The 22793-nt window shown below is 33.3% G+C and carries 16 protein-coding genes; 3 read left to right on the forward strand and 13 right to left on the reverse strand.

The genetic code is table 11. The annotated features are described in order from the left end of the window. Positions 1–50 precede the first annotated feature (50 nt). The 11 genes from AAYQ05_RS07500 to AAYQ05_RS07550 form a co-directional block, all read right to left on the reverse strand. Positions 51–665, reverse strand: a complete 615-nt coding sequence (locus AAYQ05_RS07500) for an acyloxyacyl hydrolase (protein ID WP_343542318.1) — start codon at positions 663–665, stop codon at positions 51–53. Positions 666–752: 87 nt separating this feature from the next. Then, entirely contained in the window at positions 753–3743 is a 2991-nt protein-coding gene (gene secDF, locus AAYQ05_RS07505) for a protein translocase subunit SecDF (RefSeq protein ID WP_343542319.1), read from the reverse strand. A 225-nt stretch (positions 3744–3968) separates the two neighbouring features. Further along, positions 3969–4904, reverse strand: a complete 936-nt coding sequence (gene mdh / locus AAYQ05_RS07510) for a malate dehydrogenase (RefSeq protein WP_281631800.1) — start codon at positions 4902–4904, stop codon at positions 3969–3971. 110 nt (positions 4905–5014) lie between these two features. Next, on the reverse strand, positions 5015–6955 hold the full coding sequence (gene gyrB, locus AAYQ05_RS07515) for a DNA topoisomerase (ATP-hydrolyzing) subunit B (RefSeq protein ID WP_177210402.1): 1941 nt from the start codon (positions 6953–6955) through the stop codon (positions 5015–5017). A 363-nt stretch (positions 6956–7318) separates the two neighbouring features. Beyond that, a complete protein-coding gene (asnB, locus tag AAYQ05_RS07520) occupies positions 7319–8932 on the reverse strand; it encodes an asparagine synthase B (RefSeq protein ID WP_343542321.1) in 1614 nt (537 codons plus the stop codon). A 310-nt stretch (positions 8933–9242) separates the two neighbouring features. Beyond that, entirely contained in the window at positions 9243–10916 is a 1674-nt protein-coding gene (asnB, locus tag AAYQ05_RS07525; RefSeq protein ID WP_343542323.1) for an asparagine synthase B, read from the reverse strand. Positions 10917–11443: 527 nt separating this feature from the next. After that, entirely contained in the window at positions 11444–11893 is a 450-nt protein-coding gene (locus AAYQ05_RS07530) for a hypothetical protein (RefSeq protein WP_343542325.1), read from the reverse strand. 63 nt (positions 11894–11956) lie between these two features. Beyond that, on the reverse strand, positions 11957–12487 hold the full coding sequence (locus AAYQ05_RS07535) for a GNAT family N-acetyltransferase (protein WP_343542327.1): 531 nt from the start codon (positions 12485–12487) through the stop codon (positions 11957–11959). Between the two features lie 132 nt (positions 12488–12619). Continuing rightward, positions 12620–14371 (reverse strand): TonB-dependent receptor, encoded by a 1752-nt coding sequence (locus tag AAYQ05_RS07540; protein WP_343542329.1) that lies wholly within the window; start codon positions 14369–14371, stop codon positions 12620–12622. Between the two features lie 141 nt (positions 14372–14512). Beyond that, positions 14513–15376, reverse strand: coding sequence for a PhzF family protein (locus AAYQ05_RS07545; RefSeq protein WP_343542330.1), 864 nt, complete (start codon positions 15374–15376; stop codon positions 14513–14515). 90 nt (positions 15377–15466) lie between these two features. After that, the gene (locus tag AAYQ05_RS07550) at positions 15467–18481 is read right to left on the reverse strand and encodes a tetratricopeptide repeat protein (protein WP_343542332.1); all 3015 of its coding nucleotides are present in this window, start codon (positions 18479–18481) and stop codon (positions 15467–15469) included. 308 nt (positions 18482–18789) lie between these two features. On the opposite strand from AAYQ05_RS07550, the gene AAYQ05_RS07555 reads away from it, so the two are divergent. Genes AAYQ05_RS07555 through AAYQ05_RS07565 form a run of 3 tightly spaced genes read left to right on the forward strand, consistent with a single transcriptional unit; the run spans position 18790 to position 21281 of the window. Next, positions 18790–19473, forward strand: coding sequence for a cell division ATP-binding protein FtsE (locus AAYQ05_RS07555; protein WP_177212503.1), 684 nt, complete (start codon positions 18790–18792; stop codon positions 19471–19473). Next, positions 19473–20354 carry a glycosyltransferase family 2 protein gene (locus tag AAYQ05_RS07560; RefSeq protein ID WP_343542333.1) on the forward strand — a complete coding sequence of 294 codons (882 nt, stop codon included), beginning with the start codon at positions 19473–19475 and terminating at the stop codon, positions 20352–20354. The genes AAYQ05_RS07555 and AAYQ05_RS07560 overlap by 1 nt, the downstream gene beginning before the upstream one ends. Beyond that, on the forward strand, positions 20355–21281 hold the full coding sequence (locus AAYQ05_RS07565; protein ID WP_343542335.1) for a glycosyltransferase family 2 protein: 927 nt from the start codon (positions 20355–20357) through the stop codon (positions 21279–21281). It abuts the gene before it with no gap. On the opposite strand, the gene AAYQ05_RS07570 is transcribed toward AAYQ05_RS07565, so the two are convergent. After that, positions 21264–21671 carry a sugar 3,4-ketoisomerase gene (locus tag AAYQ05_RS07570; RefSeq protein ID WP_343542337.1) on the reverse strand — a complete coding sequence of 136 codons (408 nt, stop codon included), beginning with the start codon at positions 21669–21671 and terminating at the stop codon, positions 21264–21266. The genes AAYQ05_RS07565 and AAYQ05_RS07570 overlap by 18 nt on opposite strands. Then, entirely contained in the window at positions 21671–22753 is a 1083-nt protein-coding gene (locus AAYQ05_RS07575) for a glycosyltransferase (protein ID WP_343542339.1), read from the reverse strand. The genes AAYQ05_RS07570 and AAYQ05_RS07575 overlap by 1 nt, the downstream gene beginning before the upstream one ends. Positions 22754–22793: the final 40 nt, after the last annotated feature.

A 22793-nucleotide genomic window follows, 5' to 3' on the forward strand; every position in this document is an offset into this window, starting at 1 on the left:
TTTACAATTCAATAAAAAAGCCCAGTATTCAAATATTGGGCTTTTTCTTTTTATAACTGGTACGAAATACCAAATTCGATATTCTTGGTGTTATAACCTGCATTACTGCTTCCTAAACCAGCATTCGAAACATGCCTCACACTAGGACGCACATCAAACCGGAATTTATTGTAATCAACAGTAAAACCAAGCGCAAAAACATCGGCAAAAGCAAAACCTTTAGACATTCTTTCTGTTTCTGTATCTGTAATAAGTGGACCAACACTTCCTAATGCATAAACCGAAAAGATCTTACCAATGGGCTTTCTAACTATAAAACCAATATTAAGAACATATTCCCTCACCTCTTTTAGTTTCATATATTCTATTCTTTTCTGTTCGAAATTGGGCATCTCTGGTTTAACAAAATAATAATTCAACAATTGGTGCTTTCCAAAATTGATTTCGGGTTGAATTAAAACTTCATAAACAAAATTCTTAGTCTCTTTTATTTTGTAATAGAGTTGTGCTTTATAAAAATGATTCTCAAAAGTATAATCCGTGTTACTAAATTCACTTCCAAAACCATAACTCAAACCTACTCTGAAATTACTGTTTTTCTCTTGCGCATTAAGCTGGAATACCGCGAATAAAAAAAGCACAAAGAATATTTGTCTAAGAATCATAATTTGTTTTTGGTTGGCAGGTACAAACATAAAAAAAAGATCCAGCTTTCACTGGATCTTTTTTTTTATTTAGAATAAGGTTTTTAATTATGCCTTATTGTGTTTGTCTTCGATTGTGTGTTTCTCATCACTTGAAATCGTGTCAACCAATACTGGCGTAGCGATAAATAATGAAGAGTAAGTACCAACGATAATACCAATTAACATTGCGAAGATAAATCCTCTGATAGACTCTCCACCGAAGATAAACATCGTTAATAATACGATAATCATCATTAATGAAGTATTCAATGTTCTAGATAATGTAGTATTAATAGAAGCGTTTACTATATCTTCGAAACTTCCTTTACGGTTTCCGATGATAAACTCTCTAACCCTGTCAAATACGATTACAGTATCGTTCATAGAGTAACCAATTACTGTTAAGATCGCAGCGATAAAGTGCTGATCCATTTCCATGTGGAATGGCATGAATTTGTAGCATAATGAGTAAACTCCTAATACGAAGATTACGTCGTGTGCAACAGCTGCAATCGCACCTAATGAATATTGCCATTTACGGAAAGAAACCATTAAGTATAAGAAAATAACCGCCATAGCACCAAGAACTGCCCAGTAAGAGTTAGTTTTAATATCCTCAGAGATAGAAGCTCCAACTTTAGAAGCTTGCAACACACCTACTCTTTTACCATCAAATGAGTTGATAAATTTATCGTATGTTGTATTTGGGAAATATTTCTGTAAAGCAGCGTATAATTTTTGGTTTACTTCTTCGTCAATTGCTACACCGTCTTCTTTAATTTTATATTTAGTTGTGATTTTCAATTGATCATCATCACCTAAAATTTTAGCTTCAACTGGCGTACCGAAAGCAGCAGATAATTCATCTGAAACTGCAGTAGCATCAACTGGTTTTTCGAATTTAACTTGGAAAGTTCTTCCTCCAACAAAATCAACACCTTCATCTAATCCGTTAACAAAGAAAATAGAAACTAAACTTACTACAACTACAATTGAAGAGAAGATGTAAGTGAATTTTTTAATCTTGATAAAGTCAAAGTGGAAGTTTGTAAACCAGTTTTTAGTAATGTTTGTAGAGAAAGTTAAATCACCTTTTCCAGCAATATTTCTGTCAATGAAAATTCTAGCAATAAAGATAGAAGTAAACAATGAAGTTACGATACCAATTAATAATGTTAATGCGAAACCTTTAATAGGACCTGTTCCGAAAATAAATAAGATAGCTCCAGTTAAAACGTGAGTAACGTTAGCATCAATAATAGAACGCATTGCACCATGCCATCCGTAAGAAGCTTGAACTGCTTCAGAAAGAGATTTTCCTTCACGTAATTCCTCTTTCGCTCTTTCGTAGATAATAATATTCGCATCTACCGCAGTACCTAATGTTAACACGATACCTGCAATACCTGGTAATGTCAATACAAAACCAAAACTTGCCATAATTCCGAATAAGAATAGTAAGTTTAATAATAACGCAAGGTTTGCATACCAACCAGCTTTACCATAATAGAATACCATCCAAACACAAACTAATAAGAAACCTAATACAGAAGAAATTGTACCTGCATCAATAGCCGCTTGTCCTAAAGATGGACCTACAACAGTTGACTGGATAATATCTGCAGAAGCTGGTAATTTACCTGCATTTAATACGTTAGCTAAATCTTTAGTTTCAGCTACATCAAATGAACCTGTAATCTCAGATCTTCCTCCAGCAATAGGACCGCTTGTTACACCTGGAGCAGAATATACGATATCATCTAATACAATAGCAATGTAGCTTTTTTGAGCAAATGCTCTTCCTGTAAGTTCTTCCCAAACTTTAGCACCTTGGCTGTTCATCTGCATAGAAACTGCAGGTTTACCCATTTGGTCAAAAGTATCTTTTGCATCAGTTACAACACCACCGCTCATTGCTGGAGTATTGTCTCTGTTTCCTTTTAAAGCGTATAATTCTACAACTTCGATATCAGCTGCACTTTTTGCATCTTTAGCTTTTGGATCTTTAATAGTTGTTGGCTTACTCCATACAAATTTTGCATAGTGTTGGTCAGCTGCTAATAAAACTCTAATTTCTGGTCTTTTAAAATAATCATTGATAGTTGCAGTATCTTTAGGAGCAAAGTAACCTAAAACTGGTCCACCACCGTTACCAATTATTTTATCAAATAAAGGATTGTTTCCTTTTTTAACTTCTGAAGAATCTTTAGCATCAGTTAATAATGCATTTAATGAATCTTTAGCAACTGTTTTAGTTTCAGTTTTCTTAACTTCAGTTTTCTTCAAAGCCTCGTTAGCTGAAACTAAGAAATTACCAATTTCTTCAATTTTATAAGTTTCCCAGAACTCTAATTGAGCTTTTCCACCTAATAATTTTTTAATTCTATCAACATCCTTAGCACCTGGAAGCTCTACTAAGATTCTTCCTGTTTCTCCTAATTTCTGGATGTTTGGCTGTGTAACACCAAATTTGTCGATACGCTCTCTTAATACTTTAAAAGCACTTTCTACAGACTCATCAACTTTTCTTTTGATAACTTTTTGAACTTGCGCATCAGACATTTGAAAGTCTACTCCACCTTCTCCTTGAAGACTTCTGTTAGCGAAAATATCTGGAGATGCAAGTTTTACAGTTCCTTTTGAATTTGCTTCAAAAGCTTCAAAAAACTTATTTAAATACGTTTTGTTTCCTTCTAAATTTGCAGATGCATCAGCTAATGATTTATTAAAAACTGGATTTTTAGAATTATTAGCCAAACCTTTTAATACATCTTTAATAGAAATTTGAAGAATTACGTTGATTCCTCCTTCTAAGTCAAGACCTTTATTAAGCTGTTTGTTTTTCACTTCGTTATAAGTGAAATCAGTAAAACCAAGGTTTAATACTTTTTCTTTACCAATAGAATCTAAATATTTCAGCTCTTTATCAGGATTATCTCCTGCAAAAGCTTTAGCTTCACTTTTGACACCATTTGCCACAAAAGTGAATGATAGTTGGTAAATACTTACCAATGCAAATAGAATTGCGAAAAATTTAATAAGTCCTTTATTCTGCATTATTACTAAAAATTAATTATGTTTTATTTTTGTTTTTGTTTTAAAGTCCCATAAAATAAGCCCTGACATGATTTTTTAAAACAAAAAAACGAGATCACGAATTACCAATTTTTTTTTAAACCGAGCAAATATATAATTAACGAAAATATTAACCAATTTATTTATTAATTAATCTCAAAAAAAAAGCTGCAAAAGTGCAGCTTCTTTTCTTTTTTGCCGTTTTTATTATACTAAAATCGTTTTTAAGGCATCATTCATACTACGAACTGCATCTGCACTTTTCGCAAATAAAGCCTTTTCCTGATCGTTTAAGTTTATATCTAAAATTTCTTCTACACCGTTTTTACCAATTATACAAGGCACTCCTATACAGATATCATTTTGCCCATATTCTCCTTCTACCAAAACAGAGCATGCAATCATTTTTTTCTGATCGTTCAAAATACTATCCACTAAATATGCAACAGAAGCTCCTGGCGCATACCATGCAGAAGTCCCTAGAAGACCTGTAAGAGTTGCACCTCCTACCATTGTATCTGCGGCAACTTTCTGCAATACTTCTTCCGAAAGAAACTGCGACACCGGAATACCGTTATAAGAAGCTAAACGCGTTAACGGAATCATAGTAGTATCTCCATGACCTCCAATTACCATTGCCGAAATATCATTTGCTGGTTTGTCTAAAGCTAATGAAAGATACGTTCTAAAACGAGAACTATCTAAAGCCCCCCCCATACCTATAATTCTGTTTTTTGGAAGACCTGTAGCTTTTAAAGCCAAATACGTCATGGTATCCATCGGATTGGAAACTACAACAATAATTGTATTAGGAGAATACTTTAGCACGTTCTCAGCAACTGTTTTAACAATTCCTGCATTGATACCAATTAATTCTTCTCTCGTCATTCCCGGTTTTCTCGGAATTCCTGATGTAATTACTACTACATCGCTTCCTGCAGTTTTAGAATAATCGTTGGTAACGCCAGATACTTTAGTATTAAAACCAGTATTTGTCGCACATTGTGTAATATCCAATGCTTTACCTTCGGCAAAACCTTCTTTAATATCCAACAATACTACTTCGCTAGCAATTCCTCTATAAGAAATAACATCCGCACATGTAGCTCCAACATTTCCTGCTCCTACAATGGTAACTTTCATATTTTATACTTTATCGGTTATTAATTTTGTCTATTCTTTAAAAAGACAATTCGTTTAATTGTCTAGTAAATTTAAACAATTAAACGAATTGGAATTATTAAATTTTTATTTTATGCATCAATATTTGCATAAACTGCATTTTTCTCGATAAATTCTCTACGAGGCGGCACTTCATCACCCATCAACATAGAGAAAACTTGATCAGCTTCTGCAAGACTATCAATATTTACTTGGCGTAAAGTTCTGAAATTCGGATCCATTGTAGTTTCCCATAATTGCTCCGCGTTCATCTCCCCAAGACCTTTATAACGCTGAATATTGGCACTTCCTCCCATTCTTTCGTTAGCTTGATCACGCTGAACATCATTCCAAGCATATTCTTTTTTGTTTCCTTTTTTAACTAAGTATAAAGGTGGTGCTGCAATGTAAACGTGACCTTCTTCGATAAGTTCTTTCATGAAACGGAAGAAGAACGTTAATATTAAGGTAGAAATGTGGCTACCATCGACATCGGCATCACACATGATGATTACCTTATGATATCTTAGTTTTTCTAGATTTAATGCTTTACTATCTTCTGCAGTTCCTACTGTTACTCCTAAAGCAGTAAAGATATTTCTAATCTCTTCGTTTTCGAATACTTTATGGTGCATCGCTTTTTCAACGTTCAAGATTTTACCACGTAATGGCAGAATCGCTTGAAAGTTACGATCACGTCCTTGTTTTGCTGTTCCACCAGCCGAATCTCCCTCGACAAGATAAACCTCACATCTTGCTGGATCTTGCTCAGAGCAGTCAGATAATTTACCTGGCAATCCGCCACCACCCATAACGGTTTTACGCTGTACCATTTCACGCGCTTTTTTCGCTGCGTGACGAGCCTGAGCTGCTAGGATTACTTTTTGGATAATTAATTTCGCATCATTTGGATTTTCTTCCAAATAATTCTCCAGCATTTCTCCAACCGCTTGAGAAACTGGAGAAACAACCTCTCTGTTTCCAAGCTTAGTTTTCGTTTGACCTTCAAATTGAGGTTCAGATACTTTTACCGAAATAATAGCTGTTAATCCTTCACGGAAGTCATCTCCAGAAATTTCGAATTTTAACTTATCTAATAAACCAGAAGCATCTGCATATTTTTTAAGCGTTCTTGTCAAACCACTTCTAAAACCTTGTAAGTGCGTTCCTCCTTCGTGAGTATTGATATTATTTACGTAAGAGAAAATGTTCTCTGTATAACTTGTATTGTAAATTAAGGCAACCTCAACTGGAATTTCCCCTTTATCATTATCCATACTGATAACGTGAGAAACAATTGGCTCACGGTTACCGTCTAAGTAACGAATGTATTCTTTAAGACCTTCATCAGAATGAAATACTTCACTTCTAAATTCGCCTTTTTCATCCACTTCTCTCTTATCTGTAAAGGTAATTGTAATTCCCTTATTCAAGAAAGAAAGCTCACGCATACGCGCTGAAAGTGTATCATATGAAAACTCAGTAGTCTGAGTAAAGATCGTATCATCTGGATAGAAAGTCTGACGAGTTCCTCGTTTATCAGTCTCTCCAATTTGTTTTACTGGATATAAAGATTTACCTCTTTCGTATTCCTGCTCATAAATTTTACCTTCTCTAAATACAGTAGATTTCATGTGAACAGAAAGGGCATTTACTACAGAAACCCCAACCCCGTGCAAACCTCCTGAAACTTTATATGAATCTTTGTCGAATTTACCTCCGGCACCAATCTTTGTCATTACAACCTCAAGTGCAGAAACACCCTCTTTTTTATGCAAATCAACTGGAATACCACGTCCGTTATCTTCAACTGTAACAGAACCATCTTCGTTTATTGCAACACTAATCGTATCACAATGCCCTCCCATGGCCTCATCAATAGAGTTATCAACAACCTCATAAACTAAATGATGCAGTCCTCGAACCCCTACATCTCCAATATACATTGATGGACGCATTCTTACGTGCTCCATTCCTTCTAATGCCTGAATACTATCTGCTGAATAATTGTTCTTCTTGATTTCTTCGCTCATATAATTTATTCTAAAAATGTATTTACTGTCTAACACGCAAATATATAAAAACGCGAGCTATATACCCAGTAAAATACGACTTAAAGCACTTAAGTTATCAACACAATTGTCTGAAAAACCTAAAAATAGACTTAAAAATGAATTTAAATTCCAATTTTCTGAAATTCCAAATTCCAAAACTGGAAATAATGCAAAAATTGAAAAATTTAATTCTGGAAATTTTATTTATAGAAATTGCCAATTCCAAAAATGAAATTCCAATATATACAAAAAGCCGAAACTACATTTTTGATGCATTTCGGCTTTTTTACATTAAGTTCCTAAAATGGAATTTGTAATTTATTTTATTTTAGAATTTAACTTTTAAACCACTACTCCAGATTTTACCGTTTCAAAATTACCATTCAAATGGGCTGCATTTGCTCTTCCGCTTGGATCAAGGTTTTCCTGCCATTTTGGTATCCATTTACGAACGGTTTGCGCCGCACTGACCTGTGGATAGTATTTATGGAAAATCGATCGATACAAGTATGCTTCTTTCGTCGTTGGCGAATTATACGGAAATTCGGCACTTGCACCAGCTAATTGCTCATCTGTAACCTGAGATGCACAATATTCGATTAACTCATCTACCCAATTATATCCTACACCATCAGAAAACTGCTCTTTCTGACGCCATAAAACTTCCGACGGTAAATAAGCATCTTCAGTGTCAAACGCTTTTCTTAGAATATATTTCTCAACACCATCATAAGTTTTTGGCTGTTTTTCTTCTGTTTTAATTCGAATCGCAACATCTAAAAATTCGGTATCCAAAAACGGAACTCGGATTTCTAAACCATTTGCCATTGTTGTTTTATCTGCACGAAGCAAATCGGCTGTAAACAGCTTTTGCACTCTTTCTATCGTTTCATCTTGAAATTCTTCTTCTGATGGCGCATTTCTAAAATACAAATGTCCTCCAAAAACCTCATCGGCTCCTTCGCCAGACAAGATCACTTTTATTCCTTGATCAGCAATAGCTTTAGAAAGCAAATACATTGGAACACCAGATCTTACAGAAATAATATCGTATGTCTCCAAATGATAAATTACTTTTTCTAATGCTTTAACTCCCTCTTCAACAGAAAAATGGATTTCGTGATGCTCTGTTCCTAAAAATTCTGCCGCTTTTCTTGCTGCGATATTATCTGGTGCTTCAGCATCTAATCCGATAGAAAACGAATGTAGTTTTTGTCCTTTTTCTTTTAGCAATCGAGAAGCAATAGAAGAAATCAACGAAGTGTCTAAACCTCCTGACAAAACAGTTCCTAAAGGCACATTGCCCAATAATCGCTTATTTGTAGCTTGAATCAAACTTTCACGAATCAACCCTAAATCTAGTGCATGAGTCGCGTTTTTATGATCTTCGTATTCTGGGCGATAGTATTTTACAAAGCCTGTTTTTGCTGTATAATAATGTCCTGGGGGAAAAGTAGAAAAAGATTTGCACTGGTCTGCAATAGATTTCATTTCTGAGGAAAAATAAATTCGTCCTCTTTCATCTAAACCATAATATAAAGGTTTTACTCCAATCGGGTCACGACCTGCAATATATTTATCTCCATCAATTACAACAAACGCAAAATCTCCATCCAATTTATTACAGAAATCATAGCCGAATTCTTCATACAGATGCACAATAACTTCTGAATCTGATTCAGTTCTGAACGTATGGTCCTTTAAAACTGTATTTTTAAGCTCTTGATAATTATAAATCTCTCCATCATGAACCATCCATGCTTTGTTCGTTCCCTGAATAGGCTGTTTTCCTGAATTAAGATCAATTATAGACAGACTTTCATGACAAAGTATACTGCCATTTTCCATAATATGAATATCGCTCTCATCAGGTCCGCGATGTGACATTCTCTCAGAAAGTTCTTTTACAAGCTTGGGGTCTTTTCCTTTACCAATAACGGCTAACAATCCAGACATACTATTTTATTTTTTATTTTTATTCTGATGTACCAGCCTCAAATAAGCTGTACATTAAAAAATCATTAAAATTTCCGCTTAAAAGCAAAACTAAATATTATTTTCTGCTTTCCTACATTTTACATCCTAAAATTTCAGTGTTTAACTTTTATTTCGACGAAAGTCAAATTGGAAATAAATTTTAATCGATTACCAAAACTTTTAATTTTAATCTATTGAAAAACAGAAACTTTTTTAGACAAGAAAGACGCTCTAATAAAAGAACGTCTTTCGGCAATATATATACTAATTCTAAAAATTAAACTCTTAATTATTTAACATAAGCGTCATCGTGAACATTTGCTACTGCTCTTCCAGATGGATCGTTTAAGTTTTTGAAAGCTTCATCCCACTCCAAAGCAATTTTTGTACTACAAGCCACACTTGCTTCCTGAGGAACACATAATGCTGCGGCATCACTTGGGAAATGTTCTGTAAAAATTGAACGATAGTAATACTCTTCTTTTGAAGTTGGAGTTTGTAACGGGAATTTGAATCTAGCGTTTGCCAATTGTTCATCTGAAACTTCTCTAGCTACCACTTCTTTCAAAGTATCAATCCAGCTGTATCCTACTCCATCAGAAAATTGCTCTTTTTGTCTCCAAGCAACACTTTCTGGAAGCATATCTTCAAAAGCTTTACGAACAACCCATTTTTCCATCGGATGCTCTTTGTTGATCATTTTATCTTGCGGGTTGATGCGCATTGCAACATCCATAAATTCTTTATCTAAGAATGGCACACGTCCTTCGATTCCCCAAGCCGCCAAACTTTTGTTTGCACGTAAACAATCGTACATATGAAGTTTTCCTAATTTACGAACGTTTTCTTCGTGGAATTCTTTAGCGTTTGGTGCTTTGTGGAAGTATAAGTATCCTCCAAACAACTCATCTGCTCCTTCTCCTGAAAGAACCATTTTGATCCCCATAGATTTGATTACTCTCGCCATTAACCACATTGGAGTTGAAGCTCTAACTGTAGTTACATCATACGTTTCTAAGTTGTAAATTACATCACGAACAGCATCTAAACCTTCTTGGATTGTAAACTTAATTTCGTGGTGAATAGTTCCGATATGATCTGCCACCTTTCTCGCTGCTGCTAAATCTGGAGAACCTTCCAAGCCAACAGAGAAAGAGTGCAATTGCGGATACCAAGCATCTGTAGTATCATCTGACTCAATTCTTTTTTGAGCAAATTTCTTGGCCACAGCAGAAGTAATAGAAGAATCTAAACCTCCAGAAAGTAAAACTCCGTAAGGAACGTCACTCATTAATTGTCTGTGAACTGCAGCTTCCAATGCTTTTCTGATTTCTGGAATGCTAGTTTCATTGTCTTTTACTGCATCATATTCTGTCCAATCTCTTTTGTACCATTGTACAAATTCACCGTCTTTGCTTGATAAATAATGTCCCGGAGGGAATAATTCGATTTTTGTACAATATCCTTCTAAAGCTTTTAACTCAGAAGCTACGTAGAAAGTACCGTGCTGATCCCATCCAATATATAATGGAATAATTCCCATGTGGTCACGAGCTACGAAATACTCGTCTTTATCAACATCATAAATTGCGAAACCGAAGATTCCGTTTAATTCATCAACAAAGCTTACTCCTTTTTCTCTGTAAAGTGCTAAAATAACCTCACAGTCACTTTCAGTTTGAAACTTATATTTTCCTTCAAATTGTTTACGCAAATCTCTGTGGTTGTAAATCTCACCATTTGCAGCTAAAACTAATTTCTTGTCTTCTGTAAATAAAGGCTGTTTTCCTGAAGCTGGATCTACAATTGCCAAACGCTCATGAGAAAGAATCGCTTTATCATTACTGTAAATTCCGCTCCAGTCTGGTCCGCGGTGACGAATGATTTTTGACATTTCTAATACTTGAGGTCTTAACGCTTCGGCTTTTTGTTTAAGATCAAAGGCACATACAATTCCACACATAATTTTATATTTTAATTCTTTAAATTTTAATTTGATAGGGCAAAGATGTGATATTAGTTACAATTGAAAAACACAAACATCAATTTCAATTACAATTTAAAACCATAATTTTATTTTTACATATAAAATGTAAAATTTAGAAGTAAAAACAAGCTCAAAACTTGAAAATTTTAATTTTGACTATACAACTGATTGAAAATTGAAAGTTTTAAGCAGTTTTTTGAGTTAATTTTTGAGTTATTCTATTACTGATAAAAGATTCGTAAAGAAGAAATGGAAAGCTGTTCTGGAATTGTAGTTTATATAATTATTTCAGCTAGTTTGTCATTTCGAGGAACGAGACCCTAGCGATACCGACTAGGCAAAGCAAATCTTCACGAAAAGCCCTGCAAAGATTGGCGACTTACGTTGCGGAGTTACTTGCGAAGATTTCTCGTTCCTCGAAATGACAAGATTGAGTGAAGATGATTATTTAAAGAACTTTGTCAAAGTTTGAAACTTTGACAAAGTTGTTCCGAGCCTATAGATTACTCAACGCTTTGAATCGTATAATGTGTCTTATTTATTTCAAACTGAAATCCCGCTTTATTACCCATTAAATGATTTCCCAACGGAGATTGTGGAGAAAGTGCAATAACGTTAATTCCATCAATTGTTATTTTAGGAAGCGCAACACTTACATATAAATAGATTCCGTTTGCTTTTACCAAACTTCCCAAAACAATATTTTCTGTCGTTTTTAGCGGATCTATCTTATCCAAAATTGCTTTTTGCTCTAAAGCTTCTTTTAATTTATTTGTCAATTTTTCTTGCTCGATATGCATCATTGACAAAGCCGTTTCATGCTTATCACCTGCAGAACCTTTTGCATCATTTTTTGAATCTTCTGTCAAACCCGAAATCATGTCTTTAAAAACATCAATTCGATCTTGAACCATTTGAGTATAGTGAGAATATATTTTTTCTTTGAAAGCCATTTTTTTAAAGGTACTAAGGTTCTGAGGTGCAAAGATGCTAAGGTTTTTTCTTTATTTAAATTTTTATTCGAAAAAAGCTTTTGGGTATACTACTTCTCCGCTTACTTCTTTTAAACCGTCTTCTATTAATGCGATAACCATACAGTTTTCGGCGGGAACATCAAATGGCATTTTGATATTGTATTTTTCGCAAAGTTCATATCCAAACCTTGGGTAATAATCCTGATGACCTAATAAAATAACCGATTTGCAACCTAAGCTTTTTGCAATTTCATGCCCATGGAGAATAAGTTTAGAACCAATTCCCTTCCCTTGAAATTCTGGTAAAACCGAAATCGGAGCAAGTGCTAGTGAAGTAAAGGTTTGCGTTTCATTTTTTATCTGCAGTTTGGTAAATAAAATATGACCTATAATATGATTATCAGTTTCAGCAACAATAGATAGTTCTGGAATAAAAGCATCCGATTTTCTTAATCTTTCTACCAAAAACTGTTCTTTATGATCGCTGTATTCTTCCTTTTCGAAAGCTTTTTCAATCAAATGAAAAACACTTTCAAAATCGTTTTTATTTTCTTGGCGTAGTTTAATTTCCATTTTATAAAATTAAAAAAAACAGCCACGAATTCACGAATCTACTCCAAAAAATTCATGAGCTCATGGCTGAAAAAAAAAGGCACATTCATTTAAAATGTTTTTGTGCCTAAGTATCTTTATGGCAAAGATCTCTTAAAAATCAAATTTATAATTTGCGCCTCCCAAAACCTGGAATCCTTGTACAGGATAATTCAACCATTTTTCGTAAGCTTGATTTCCGATATTATTCAATTTCAAGAAAAACGTTAATCTTTCGTTGAATTTATAACCTACATGAGCATTCGCGTCAAAATAGCTTTTTAAAGTAATTGGTGTAGCATCGATTCCTAAAGAAGTATTTGTCTGCATATCTTTTCTTTCTCCAACATAAAACACATTCAATCCAGCGTACCATTGCTTTGTAATATTAACGTCTAAAGTCGAACTTAATTTCATTGTTGGCAAATTCCATGCTTCAACCACATTGTCTGTATTGTAACTATTAAAAGTTCCGTTGATTCCAAAAGTTACATTTTGAGAGAAATCGGCTTTTAATTCTCCATAAAAACGGAACGTTCTAATATCTTCATAAACTACTCCAAACGAGTTTCCAAAAGCATAATCTTCATTTGTAACTACTTCTGTATAATCATTTGCTTTAAAAAGCGCTTTATCTTTTTCATTTAAATATGAAGCAGTCACATTATAATTTACATTGTTCGCTAATTTTCCTTTTAATCCAGCAAAAACATTGTATTGTGTGCTCGATGGTCGCATGTTTAATGTCGGAGACAAAAACGGATTTTCGGTCACAAAATCGGCATACGAATTCTGATTTAAACCACCGTTTACTCCCGTATAAAAAATCATCAAATCGCCAACCAGTTTATAAGAAGCATTTACTTTTGGATAGAAATAGAATTTATTTCCGCTATTTTCAGAATCTGCACTGTAGTAAATTCCAGCCCCTAATTCTAATGTCCATTCATTTTCATTAATCACAAAACTTGGCTCAATTCCAACATTTGTAAAACTGTATTTTAAAGCTTCTGTATTGTCTTGGAAATAATTATTTTTGAAAGAACCGCTTACGTGATCTACAATTACATTGGTTTTAATTGCCTGATCCATTACATCAACAGTAAAAGTCGGCTTTACATAAAATCTGTTTTCAGAAGAAGAATAACTATCTGAAAAATGGGTGAATTTTGCAGAAAGCTTACTAAAAATACTTTCTGTAAATTCAGCATTTCCGCCGAGCCAAATTGTGTTATATGAATGATCTGGATTAATGCTGTTTACCAAATCATAACGCTGATCTGGAATTGTAGAGCCAAAATCTGATGGAAGTCCGTACCAATTATAAATCTGGTTTTGATATCCTAAATCAACGTTCCAGTTATTATCTCTGTTATTTTGACCGTAACCAACATTTATTGCAGTATCGTAAAATTCATCATTCAATTCCACATCTTTAATTCCGCCTTGAGAAGAGTGATGACGAAACATTCCCGCCACATAATCATTATTCCCTAAATCCTGATTTACGAATAATTCTCCGTTTAAAGTACCATAATTTCCAACTCCTAAAGTCGCATAATTATTAAACAATTTTTCTCTTTTAACTTTCTCAACGCCTTCTGCTTTTCCTTTTGAAGGTGTAAAAGTAGAAGCCACAGGAACAGACAAAATACTGTACTTAATAACTTCTTTTGGCTGATTTCCGCTATCGTCAAGCGAAGGCGTTTCTTTCACTTTAAAAGCATCTGAAATAGTCGGCGAATAAGGTTTTACTACGTTTATAGTTTCGGTTCCAATAGTTTCATTTTTCTTTTGCGCAATCGAAAACTGAGCAGCAAATAACACTAACAAAATGATTATTTTATGTCGGCAGTTTAATTTCATATTTATATTATTGTGTAAAATGTTGTTTGTAAAATGTAAAATGTGTTTTCAACCAATATTCTCTTTTCACATTTACATCTTTCTTTTCACATTTCACTTTTTACATTATCTAATTTTCTAATTATCTCAATTATCTAATTTCTAAGCTTCCCACTCTCCTTTAGCCACAAACTGAGCTTTTCCTCCTATTTTAATATCAAACAAATCTCCGTTTAGTTTTCCATTAAAATAGATCTCAGACGGGCGCCCGATGTAATCTCCTTGATGATTTGTCAATTCAAACTCAGGTTTATGATATTTTAGTAAAAAGGCCTGCAAACAGGTACTAGCACTTCCTGTTGCGGCATCTTCCACCAACTGATTATGCTCGATACACAACATTCTGCTGAACAATTTTTCTCCTTCCAAATAATAAAAGTATAAACCTCTGTGGTCTGTTTTACAGTGCTGTTTCATCCATTCATCAGCTTTATCTTTATCCAAAACCAAGTTTTCCAATGCTCTTTTACTGCTTAATCCAATCATTACAAAAGCACTTCCAGTTGTGACTTCCTGAATTGGAAACTGATTTTCGAAATCACTTACTTTCAAGTTGCTAAAAAAAGTAAAATCTATTTTAGAAAAAGTATCCCAAAACTTTGGCTGAGCCGCTTTCAACCAAATCAAATCATCTAATTTATTGATTGAAATTGGTCCAATTGGCACTTCTAATTTTATTTCGTTAGGCGAATTTTCAAAAATCTTATTCATCAAAACCCAAGAAGTCCCAATAATCGGATGACCTGCAAATTGCATTTCATGAGCTGGTGTAAAAATTCTAATTTCTGCTTTATTATTAGCTTTATCCAGTTTGGTTACAAATGTGCTTTCTGCAAAATTAATCTCGCGTGCCATCTGCTGCATTTGCGCTGTACTTAGATTTTCTGCATCCATAAAAACAGCCAGCTGATTTCCAGCATATTTTTTATCGGCAAAAACATCAACTATATAAAAAGGTAAACTCATTTTTTTCTTCTTTTCTTTTAGAAGCAAGAAGCAAGAGAAAAGACTTTATCTAAAAATCTTGCTTCTTGTCTCTTTCTTCTATTATTCTCTCTATCTATTAATCGACGAATTTGTTTTTGATTCTTCCGATTTAATTGCTGCTAATTCTTTTTTCGCTTCTTCTACAACATCTGGATAATCTGTAAAGTTGTTGATTACGTTATCCAAAATATAAGTCGCCTGATAACTGTCTTTTAATCCGTAGAAGTTTTTCGCCATTAATACTAAGCCTTTTGCTCCATAATATTTGTAAGCCGAATAGCTTTTTGCTAATTTCTGAACCGCAGTATTAGAAGCATCATATTTTCCTTCTTTCGTTTTAAAATATGCATCATAATACAAAGCTTCTGCAGCTAATTCTCCTTTTGAAGTCGTCATTAATTTTGCGTAAGCTGTTTTTGCCTTGTCTTCATTTCCTGTTTGAATCGCCGCTCTTGCAACAATAATTTGCGCATCGGCTTTTACTCCCGCATCAGATTTTGCATTTTCCAAAACTTTATCAGCAGCAATAACAGAATTATCATAATCCTTTTGATCATAATAACATTTCATCAAGTTTGCTTGCGCGAAAGTTTTATTCTGCGGATAATCTGCTTCGTTTTCTAAACGTTTTAAAACTGGAATTGCTTTATCACAATCTTTAGCTTTCAAATAAATTTGAGCCAATCTGTTTAACGCCTGCTCTGTAAATTCATTTCTTGGCTGATCAATTACAAATTGGTAATTAGCGATTGATTTTGTTTCAGAACCTTCTGCATAAGTCAGCTGAGCCAAATAGAAATTAGCTTCCAGCGCGTGCATTCCGTTCGGGAATTTAGACACATAACCCGCGAAACCAGTAATTGCTTGTTTCGAATTATTTTGGCTGTATTGTTTGAAAGCCGCATCATAAGTATCATTATCCAATTCTGCATCTGTAACTGCAACAAAATCTAATGTACGAACCCAAGTTGCATATTCGTCTACTTTTCCAGAATCTACATAGATTAATCTTGCTGTGGCAACTGCTTCTAGAGCTTCTGGAGTTTTTGAAAATTCAGCAGCAACTTTTTTGAATTTTGTTAAAGCCTGTTCGTCACGATCCGAATTATAATAAATCAGACCTTGTTTTAAGATTGCTTTTGAAGTAAAAGATCCGTTTTTAAACTCCGAAATCAATTGATCATAAGTTTTAATTGCCTGATCGTTTTTCTTTTCAGTAACATAAGTGTTTCCTAATTCGAACAAAGCATCATCACGATAAGATGATTTTTTGTACATCTGAAGGAAATTATTCAATTCCTCCACTTTTTTATCGTGTTTCGACATAAACCCGTAAGAAAGTGCTTTTTGAAACTGTGCATAATCAGCATCTACACCTTTTGCTGCAATTGCTTTTGAATATGCTTCGTTTGCTGCGCTATATTTTGAAGTCACAAAACGGCAGTCACCTAAACGCAAATAAGAATCGTTTAAACGGTTTTTATCTGAAGGCGAATTATCAATCTGAGCTTGAAAAGAATTTGCTGCCTGATCGTAATCTTTCAGTTTAAAATAGGTATAGCCAATATTATAATTGATGTTTTTATATTCCTCTGTAGATTTTGCCGCAGCCATTCCAGCAAATTGCTTGTAAGTCAGCAGAGCGTTTTGCATATCATCATTCAGATATTCTGTTTCTGCTTTCCAGAAAGTAGCACGTGCTGTAAACTCAGGCGTTTTTTGTTCGCTGATAGCACTTTTGAACATTTTACCCGCTTCTTGGTAGTTATTTTCGTTGTACAATTCTAATCCGCGATAAAAAAGCACTTTCTGGTATGCCGCTTTGTTTTCAGCAGTTCTATTTTTTTCTAACAAGGCCAAAGCTTCTTTATAGTTTTTAGAAGAAATATAAGAATCTACCAAAAGTTTTTCTACTTCTGCACGGCTTGAATTATTTGGATATTTTTTAAGGAAATCCAACAAAATACCTGGAACAGCTTGATACGCATTTCCGATATCATAACTTAATTTAGCGTAATTTAAAGCAGCATCTTCTTGAATCTGTGCATTAAAATCCATTTCGGAAGCATTTTTGAACGCATTTAAAGCTTCCTGTTTTTTACCCGTATTTAAATAACTTAATCCTAAATGATAGTAAGCATTTTGGGCAACAAAATCTTTTCCTTCAATAATTTTATTGAACTGAGAAATTGCTTTTTCGTACTCTTTCTGTTCATAATACGCATAACCTAACTGATAGAAATCGGTATTGTTCCATTTCCCTTTTTTGCCTGCATATTGCTCTAAATACGGAATTGCTTTTCCATATTGTTTTAAGTTGAAATAACTTTCTCCGATAATTTTATTCAGTTCCGATTTTTCAATATCGTTCGATTTGTTCATGGCTACCAATCCTAAATCAATCGCTTTTTGAAAATTCCCTAATTTGAAATTCATATCGGCTTGATAGTACGACAGTTTTTCTTTGTATTTTTCTTCGCCCGAAACCTCATCAAAATATTTTGTTGCTTCTTTATAATCGTCGCCTTCATACGCCATAAATCCTAAGTAATATTTGGCTTGAGAACCATATTCTTTAGAATTGACAACTTTATTAAAATAATTGGTGGCTTCTTTTTTCTTTTTAGCATTAAAATAGCTGTAGCCCTTCATGAAGTTAAACTTATCCGATTCAGTTTTACTCATGTAGCTTTCGTCTACTTTATCAAACCATTGCAATGCTTTTGGGTAATTTCCTTGTTCGAAGAAAAATTGTGCAGCCTCAATATAAGCCTGATTCTGTTTAGTGCTCGTCGGATAATCATTTACAAATTGCTCTACCAAAGCATCAGCATTTGCTTTATTGGTTCTTATAGCACAATTGGCAATGTAGAAAGCACAATCAGATTGAACCTCTTCGTTTGCTGCATTGTATTTTACTTTTTCAAAAATCAATTGAGCCGAAGCATATTGTTTGTCATTATATAAAGCCAGTGCTTTGTCAAAATCCTTTAATTCATAAGTATAAATAGCCGATTTTTGTGCCGAAGCTATAGTCGAGGTAAGGATAATTTGGAATAAAAAGAACCTGGAAAGTTTACGCATTGTAATAATATTTAGTATTCAAATGTATCATTTTATACGGTTTATAACGAAACGTTTTGAGGTTTTATTATGAACAAATATTCGATAATATGCATTTAGAAGCTCTACAAAAAACGAATCTGAAACATTAAAGGCAATATAAGTTATTCTAAGTTAGGAGCTTTTGACATATTAATTAAAATGAACTAAGGCTAATTATATGATTTAAATTTTCGTCCTTTTTCTAGAACTTTTCTTAAGAAATGATTGAAATTTATTTTGAATACAACCGTTATCTTATTACTTTTACCATTCAAACCAATTTTATTATGTCACAAACCGTACTATCTCTTAAAGAAGTCACTATATATCAAGAAGGAAGAAAAATTATATCTCACATTAACCTAGATGTTAACCATGGTGAGTTTATCTACATTATCGGAAAAACCGGTTCTGGAAAAAGTAGTTTTCTAAAAACTTTATATGCTGATTTGCCGTTAATTGAAGGTGAAGGACATATTGTTGAATTTGATTTGGCAACTTTAAAAGAAAACGACATTCCATATTTAAGACGTAAAATCGGAATCGTATTTCAAGACTTTAAACTACTTCCAGACCGTTCAATTAAAGACAATATGCTTTTTGTTTTAAGAGCTACAGGATGGGTCGAAAAAGAAGCCATGCAACATAAAATTGATGAAGTTTTGGATAAAGTAGGCATGAAAGACTTCATGAACAAAATGCCCCATCAGCTTTCTGGCGGAGAGCAGCAGCGTGTTGCGATTGCAAGAGCATTGCTTAACGATCCAGAGTTTATTTTAGCCGACGAACCAACAGGAAATCTTGATCCTCAAACGAGTTCTGAAGTATTAGAAGTATTAAAAGCAATCAACGCTGCAGGTAAAACTGTTATTATGGCTACTCACGATTATGCTTTATTAATGAAATTCCCATCGAAAACATTAAAATGTGAAGATGAAAGAATCTTCGAAGTGGTGCAAAGAAGCGTGTAATGCTTTCTATTTTAATTCCGGTTTATAATTATGATGTTTTTGCTCTTGTAGAAATGTTATATAAGCAAGCTTTAGAATGCCATATTCCTTTTGAAATTATTTGTCTGGATGATGCTTCACAAGAGTTTACTATAGAAAACCAAAGAATTAATCAATTCGAAAATACCTATTATTCTATTTTAGAAAAAAATATCGGACGAAGCGCAATCCGAAATCTATTGGCTCAAAAAGCAGTTTATGAAAATCTGCTTTTTTTGGATGCCGATACAATTCCTGTACATAATACTTTTGTTTCGAATTATATTTCAGAACTAGAAAACAAAATTGTTTTTGGCGGGCTTTTATATGAAAATAAAAAACCGCGACAAGAACAAATTTTACGTTGGATTTATGGCAAAAAAAGAGAAGCTTTAAGTTTATCAGAAAGAAATAGAAATCCATCAAATACAGCATTAGTTTCTAATTTATTGATAAAGAAAGAAATTCTTGATCGCTTTCCTTTTGATGAAAATCTAACAAAATATGGTTATGAAGATCTGCTTTTTTTTGCCGTTTTAAAATCTAATCAAATTGAGATTAAGCACATTGAAAATCCTGTTTTTCATTTAAATTTAGAATCTTCCAGCTTATTTCTAAGCAAAACAAAAACGGCGTTAGAAAATCTAGTTCTTTTAGATTATTTGAATAAAATATCGAAAAACGAAAGCAAAATCATTAGTTCTTTTGACTTCTTAAAAAAAATGAAACTGATTTCTATTTTTAATATTGCTTTTAAAAAATCGAAACAAAAAATTGAACGAAATTTGCTTTCAAACAAACCTTCACTTTTTCTGTTTGACATTTACAAATTAGGTTATTACTGTTTTCTTAAAACAAAATAAATGGCTTTTTTTTCAATCATAATTCCGCTTTACAATAAAGAAAACTTCATCGGAAATACGATTCAAAGTATTTTGAATCAAACTTTTCAGGATTTTGAAATTATTGTGGTAAATGATGGATCTACAGATAAAAGCGAAGAGAAATTACTGCAGTTTAACGATTCTAGAATTCAGTATTTCAGTAAAAAAAATAAAGGTGTTTCTGCAACAAGAAATTACGGAATCGAAAAAGCAAATTCCGATTTCATTACTTTTCTTGATGCAGATGATTATTGGTATCCAACATTTTTGGAAACTATGTTTACTAACATTTCAAAGCTTCCGGATCAAAAAGTGTTTTCTGCTGCGATAGAATTTGAAACTTCAAAAAAAATAATTCCAGCACAATATTCAATTTCTAAAACAAATGATGATTTCGAAATTGTAAATTATTTTAAAGCCAGTTTAAAAGAAACCGTATTGTGTACTTCCTGCTCCGTTTTTCATAAATCTATTTTCCAAGAAATTGGAAACTTTGACACCAAAATTAAAAGTGGCGAAGACACCGATTTATGGATTCGAATCGGACTTGTTTATCCTGTTGTATTTTCATGGAAAATCTTAGCCCGTTATGTTTACGACGCAAATAGTCTTTCTAAAAAAAGTGAGATGAAAGGCAAAATGGATTTTTCAAAATTTGAAGAGGCCGAAAAAACAAATTCAGACTTAAAATACTTTTTGGACTTAAACCGTTTTTCACTTGCCATTAAAAGTAAATTGGTTGGAGAAAAAGCTCTTTTTTACAACTATTACAATCCAATTGATTTAAAAAAAATTGGCTGGAAGAAAAGAACTTTGTTGCTTTTACCTGCATTTGCTTTACGTTTTTTAATTTCTTTTAAAACCTTTTTAGCAAATTTTGGAATTGGTTCATCTGTCTTTAAATAATCGAAACTTTTTGTATTCTCGAATATAATCTTCTTCATTAAATTCGCCAGAAGACAAAACGAGACAAACACTTCCTGAAGAGAAATTTTTGAGTTCACGCCAAATTCCAGAAACAATAAGCAAACCTACATTTGGTTTATTTAGCGTAATTGTTTTAATACTTTTTCCGTCTTTCAAAACTACGTCAAAACTACCGCTTAATGCAATTAAAAGTTCCTGCTGTTCTATATGAGCGTGCCCTCCCCTTTTGCTTCCGCTTGGAACATCGTACAAATAATATACTCTTTTGGAAACAAACGGAATCGTATTACCTTCAACAACCGAAAGATTTCCTCTTCGATCTTGAATTTTAGGAATCTCGATCAATTGAACATCTGAAATATTCGTCATTATTGATTGTTTAGAAGGTTTTTCCATTGATTAGAAATGTGTTTTAAAGACAAATGTTTTACGCTTTCAGTAGCATTCTGTTTACAAAAATGGTATAATTCGGCGTCATCTGCAAATTGATTCATTGCTTCGGCTAAAGCTTTCGGATTATGATTTTCGACCAACAAACCATTAAAAGCATTCTGAATAATTTCTCGCGGTCCAGAATTGCAATCAACAGCAATGACAGGCGTTCCTAATGCCAAAGATTCTACTATTGATAAAGGAAAACCTTCATATTTACTCGTCAAAATCGTAAATTTTGCTTCACGAACCTCATCGAAAGGTTTTGGTTTAAAGGGAAGAATTTTTATGCAATCATTTAAATTCAAAGTTTTTATTTTCTGCTGAATAAAACTTACATCATCTCCAGATCCCATTAAATGCAAACGGTATCCTTTCTCATATATTTTTGATTGCGAAAAAGCGTCTAACATCAAGGTGAAATTTTTCACTTTTTCTTCAAATCGTCCAAAATATAAGATTATTTTTTGCGGTTCTAAAACTGCTTTTTTCAATTCTTTTTCAGCAATAAAAAAAGGATTGTAAATGGTAATGGTATTTTCAAATCCATACCAATCCTTTACTTTTTCTTCAATCGCTTTTGAAACGCAAATCACATCTTTTACGTTTTTGTAAAGTATTCTCGACCAGAATTTTGAAGAAGGAAAGTAATCTTTAAAATTAAAGCTATGAACGATGTAATAAACTGTTGAATTTCGGCAAATGAATTTGGTAATTAATTCGCGCAATAAGACGTTTTTTGGCCGGCTGTCTATCACAATATCGATTCTACTTTGAAGTAAATAGTTTCTCAATAATTTCCCTTTTTTTAATTTTCTAAAAATAGAAACCGAGCCAGCGCTTTCTTTTTCTAAATTGAATAAAGCTCCTGTATATTCATAATCGACATCATCGTTGACAATTATGGAATGGACTTGAAAACCAGAACTTTCTAACATAAAAGTAAGCAAAGCTGCAAAACGTTCTGCGCCTCCTTTTCCTAAGGAAATTGAAACAATAGCAACTTTCTTTTTATTCATGTTTTAACCGAAAAAGTAAATATATTTGTCAAATATACAT

It is taken from the genome of Flavobacterium movens (genome assembly GCF_039581425.1).
GTDB lineage: Bacteria > Bacteroidota > Bacteroidia > Flavobacteriales > Flavobacteriaceae > Flavobacterium > Flavobacterium luteolum.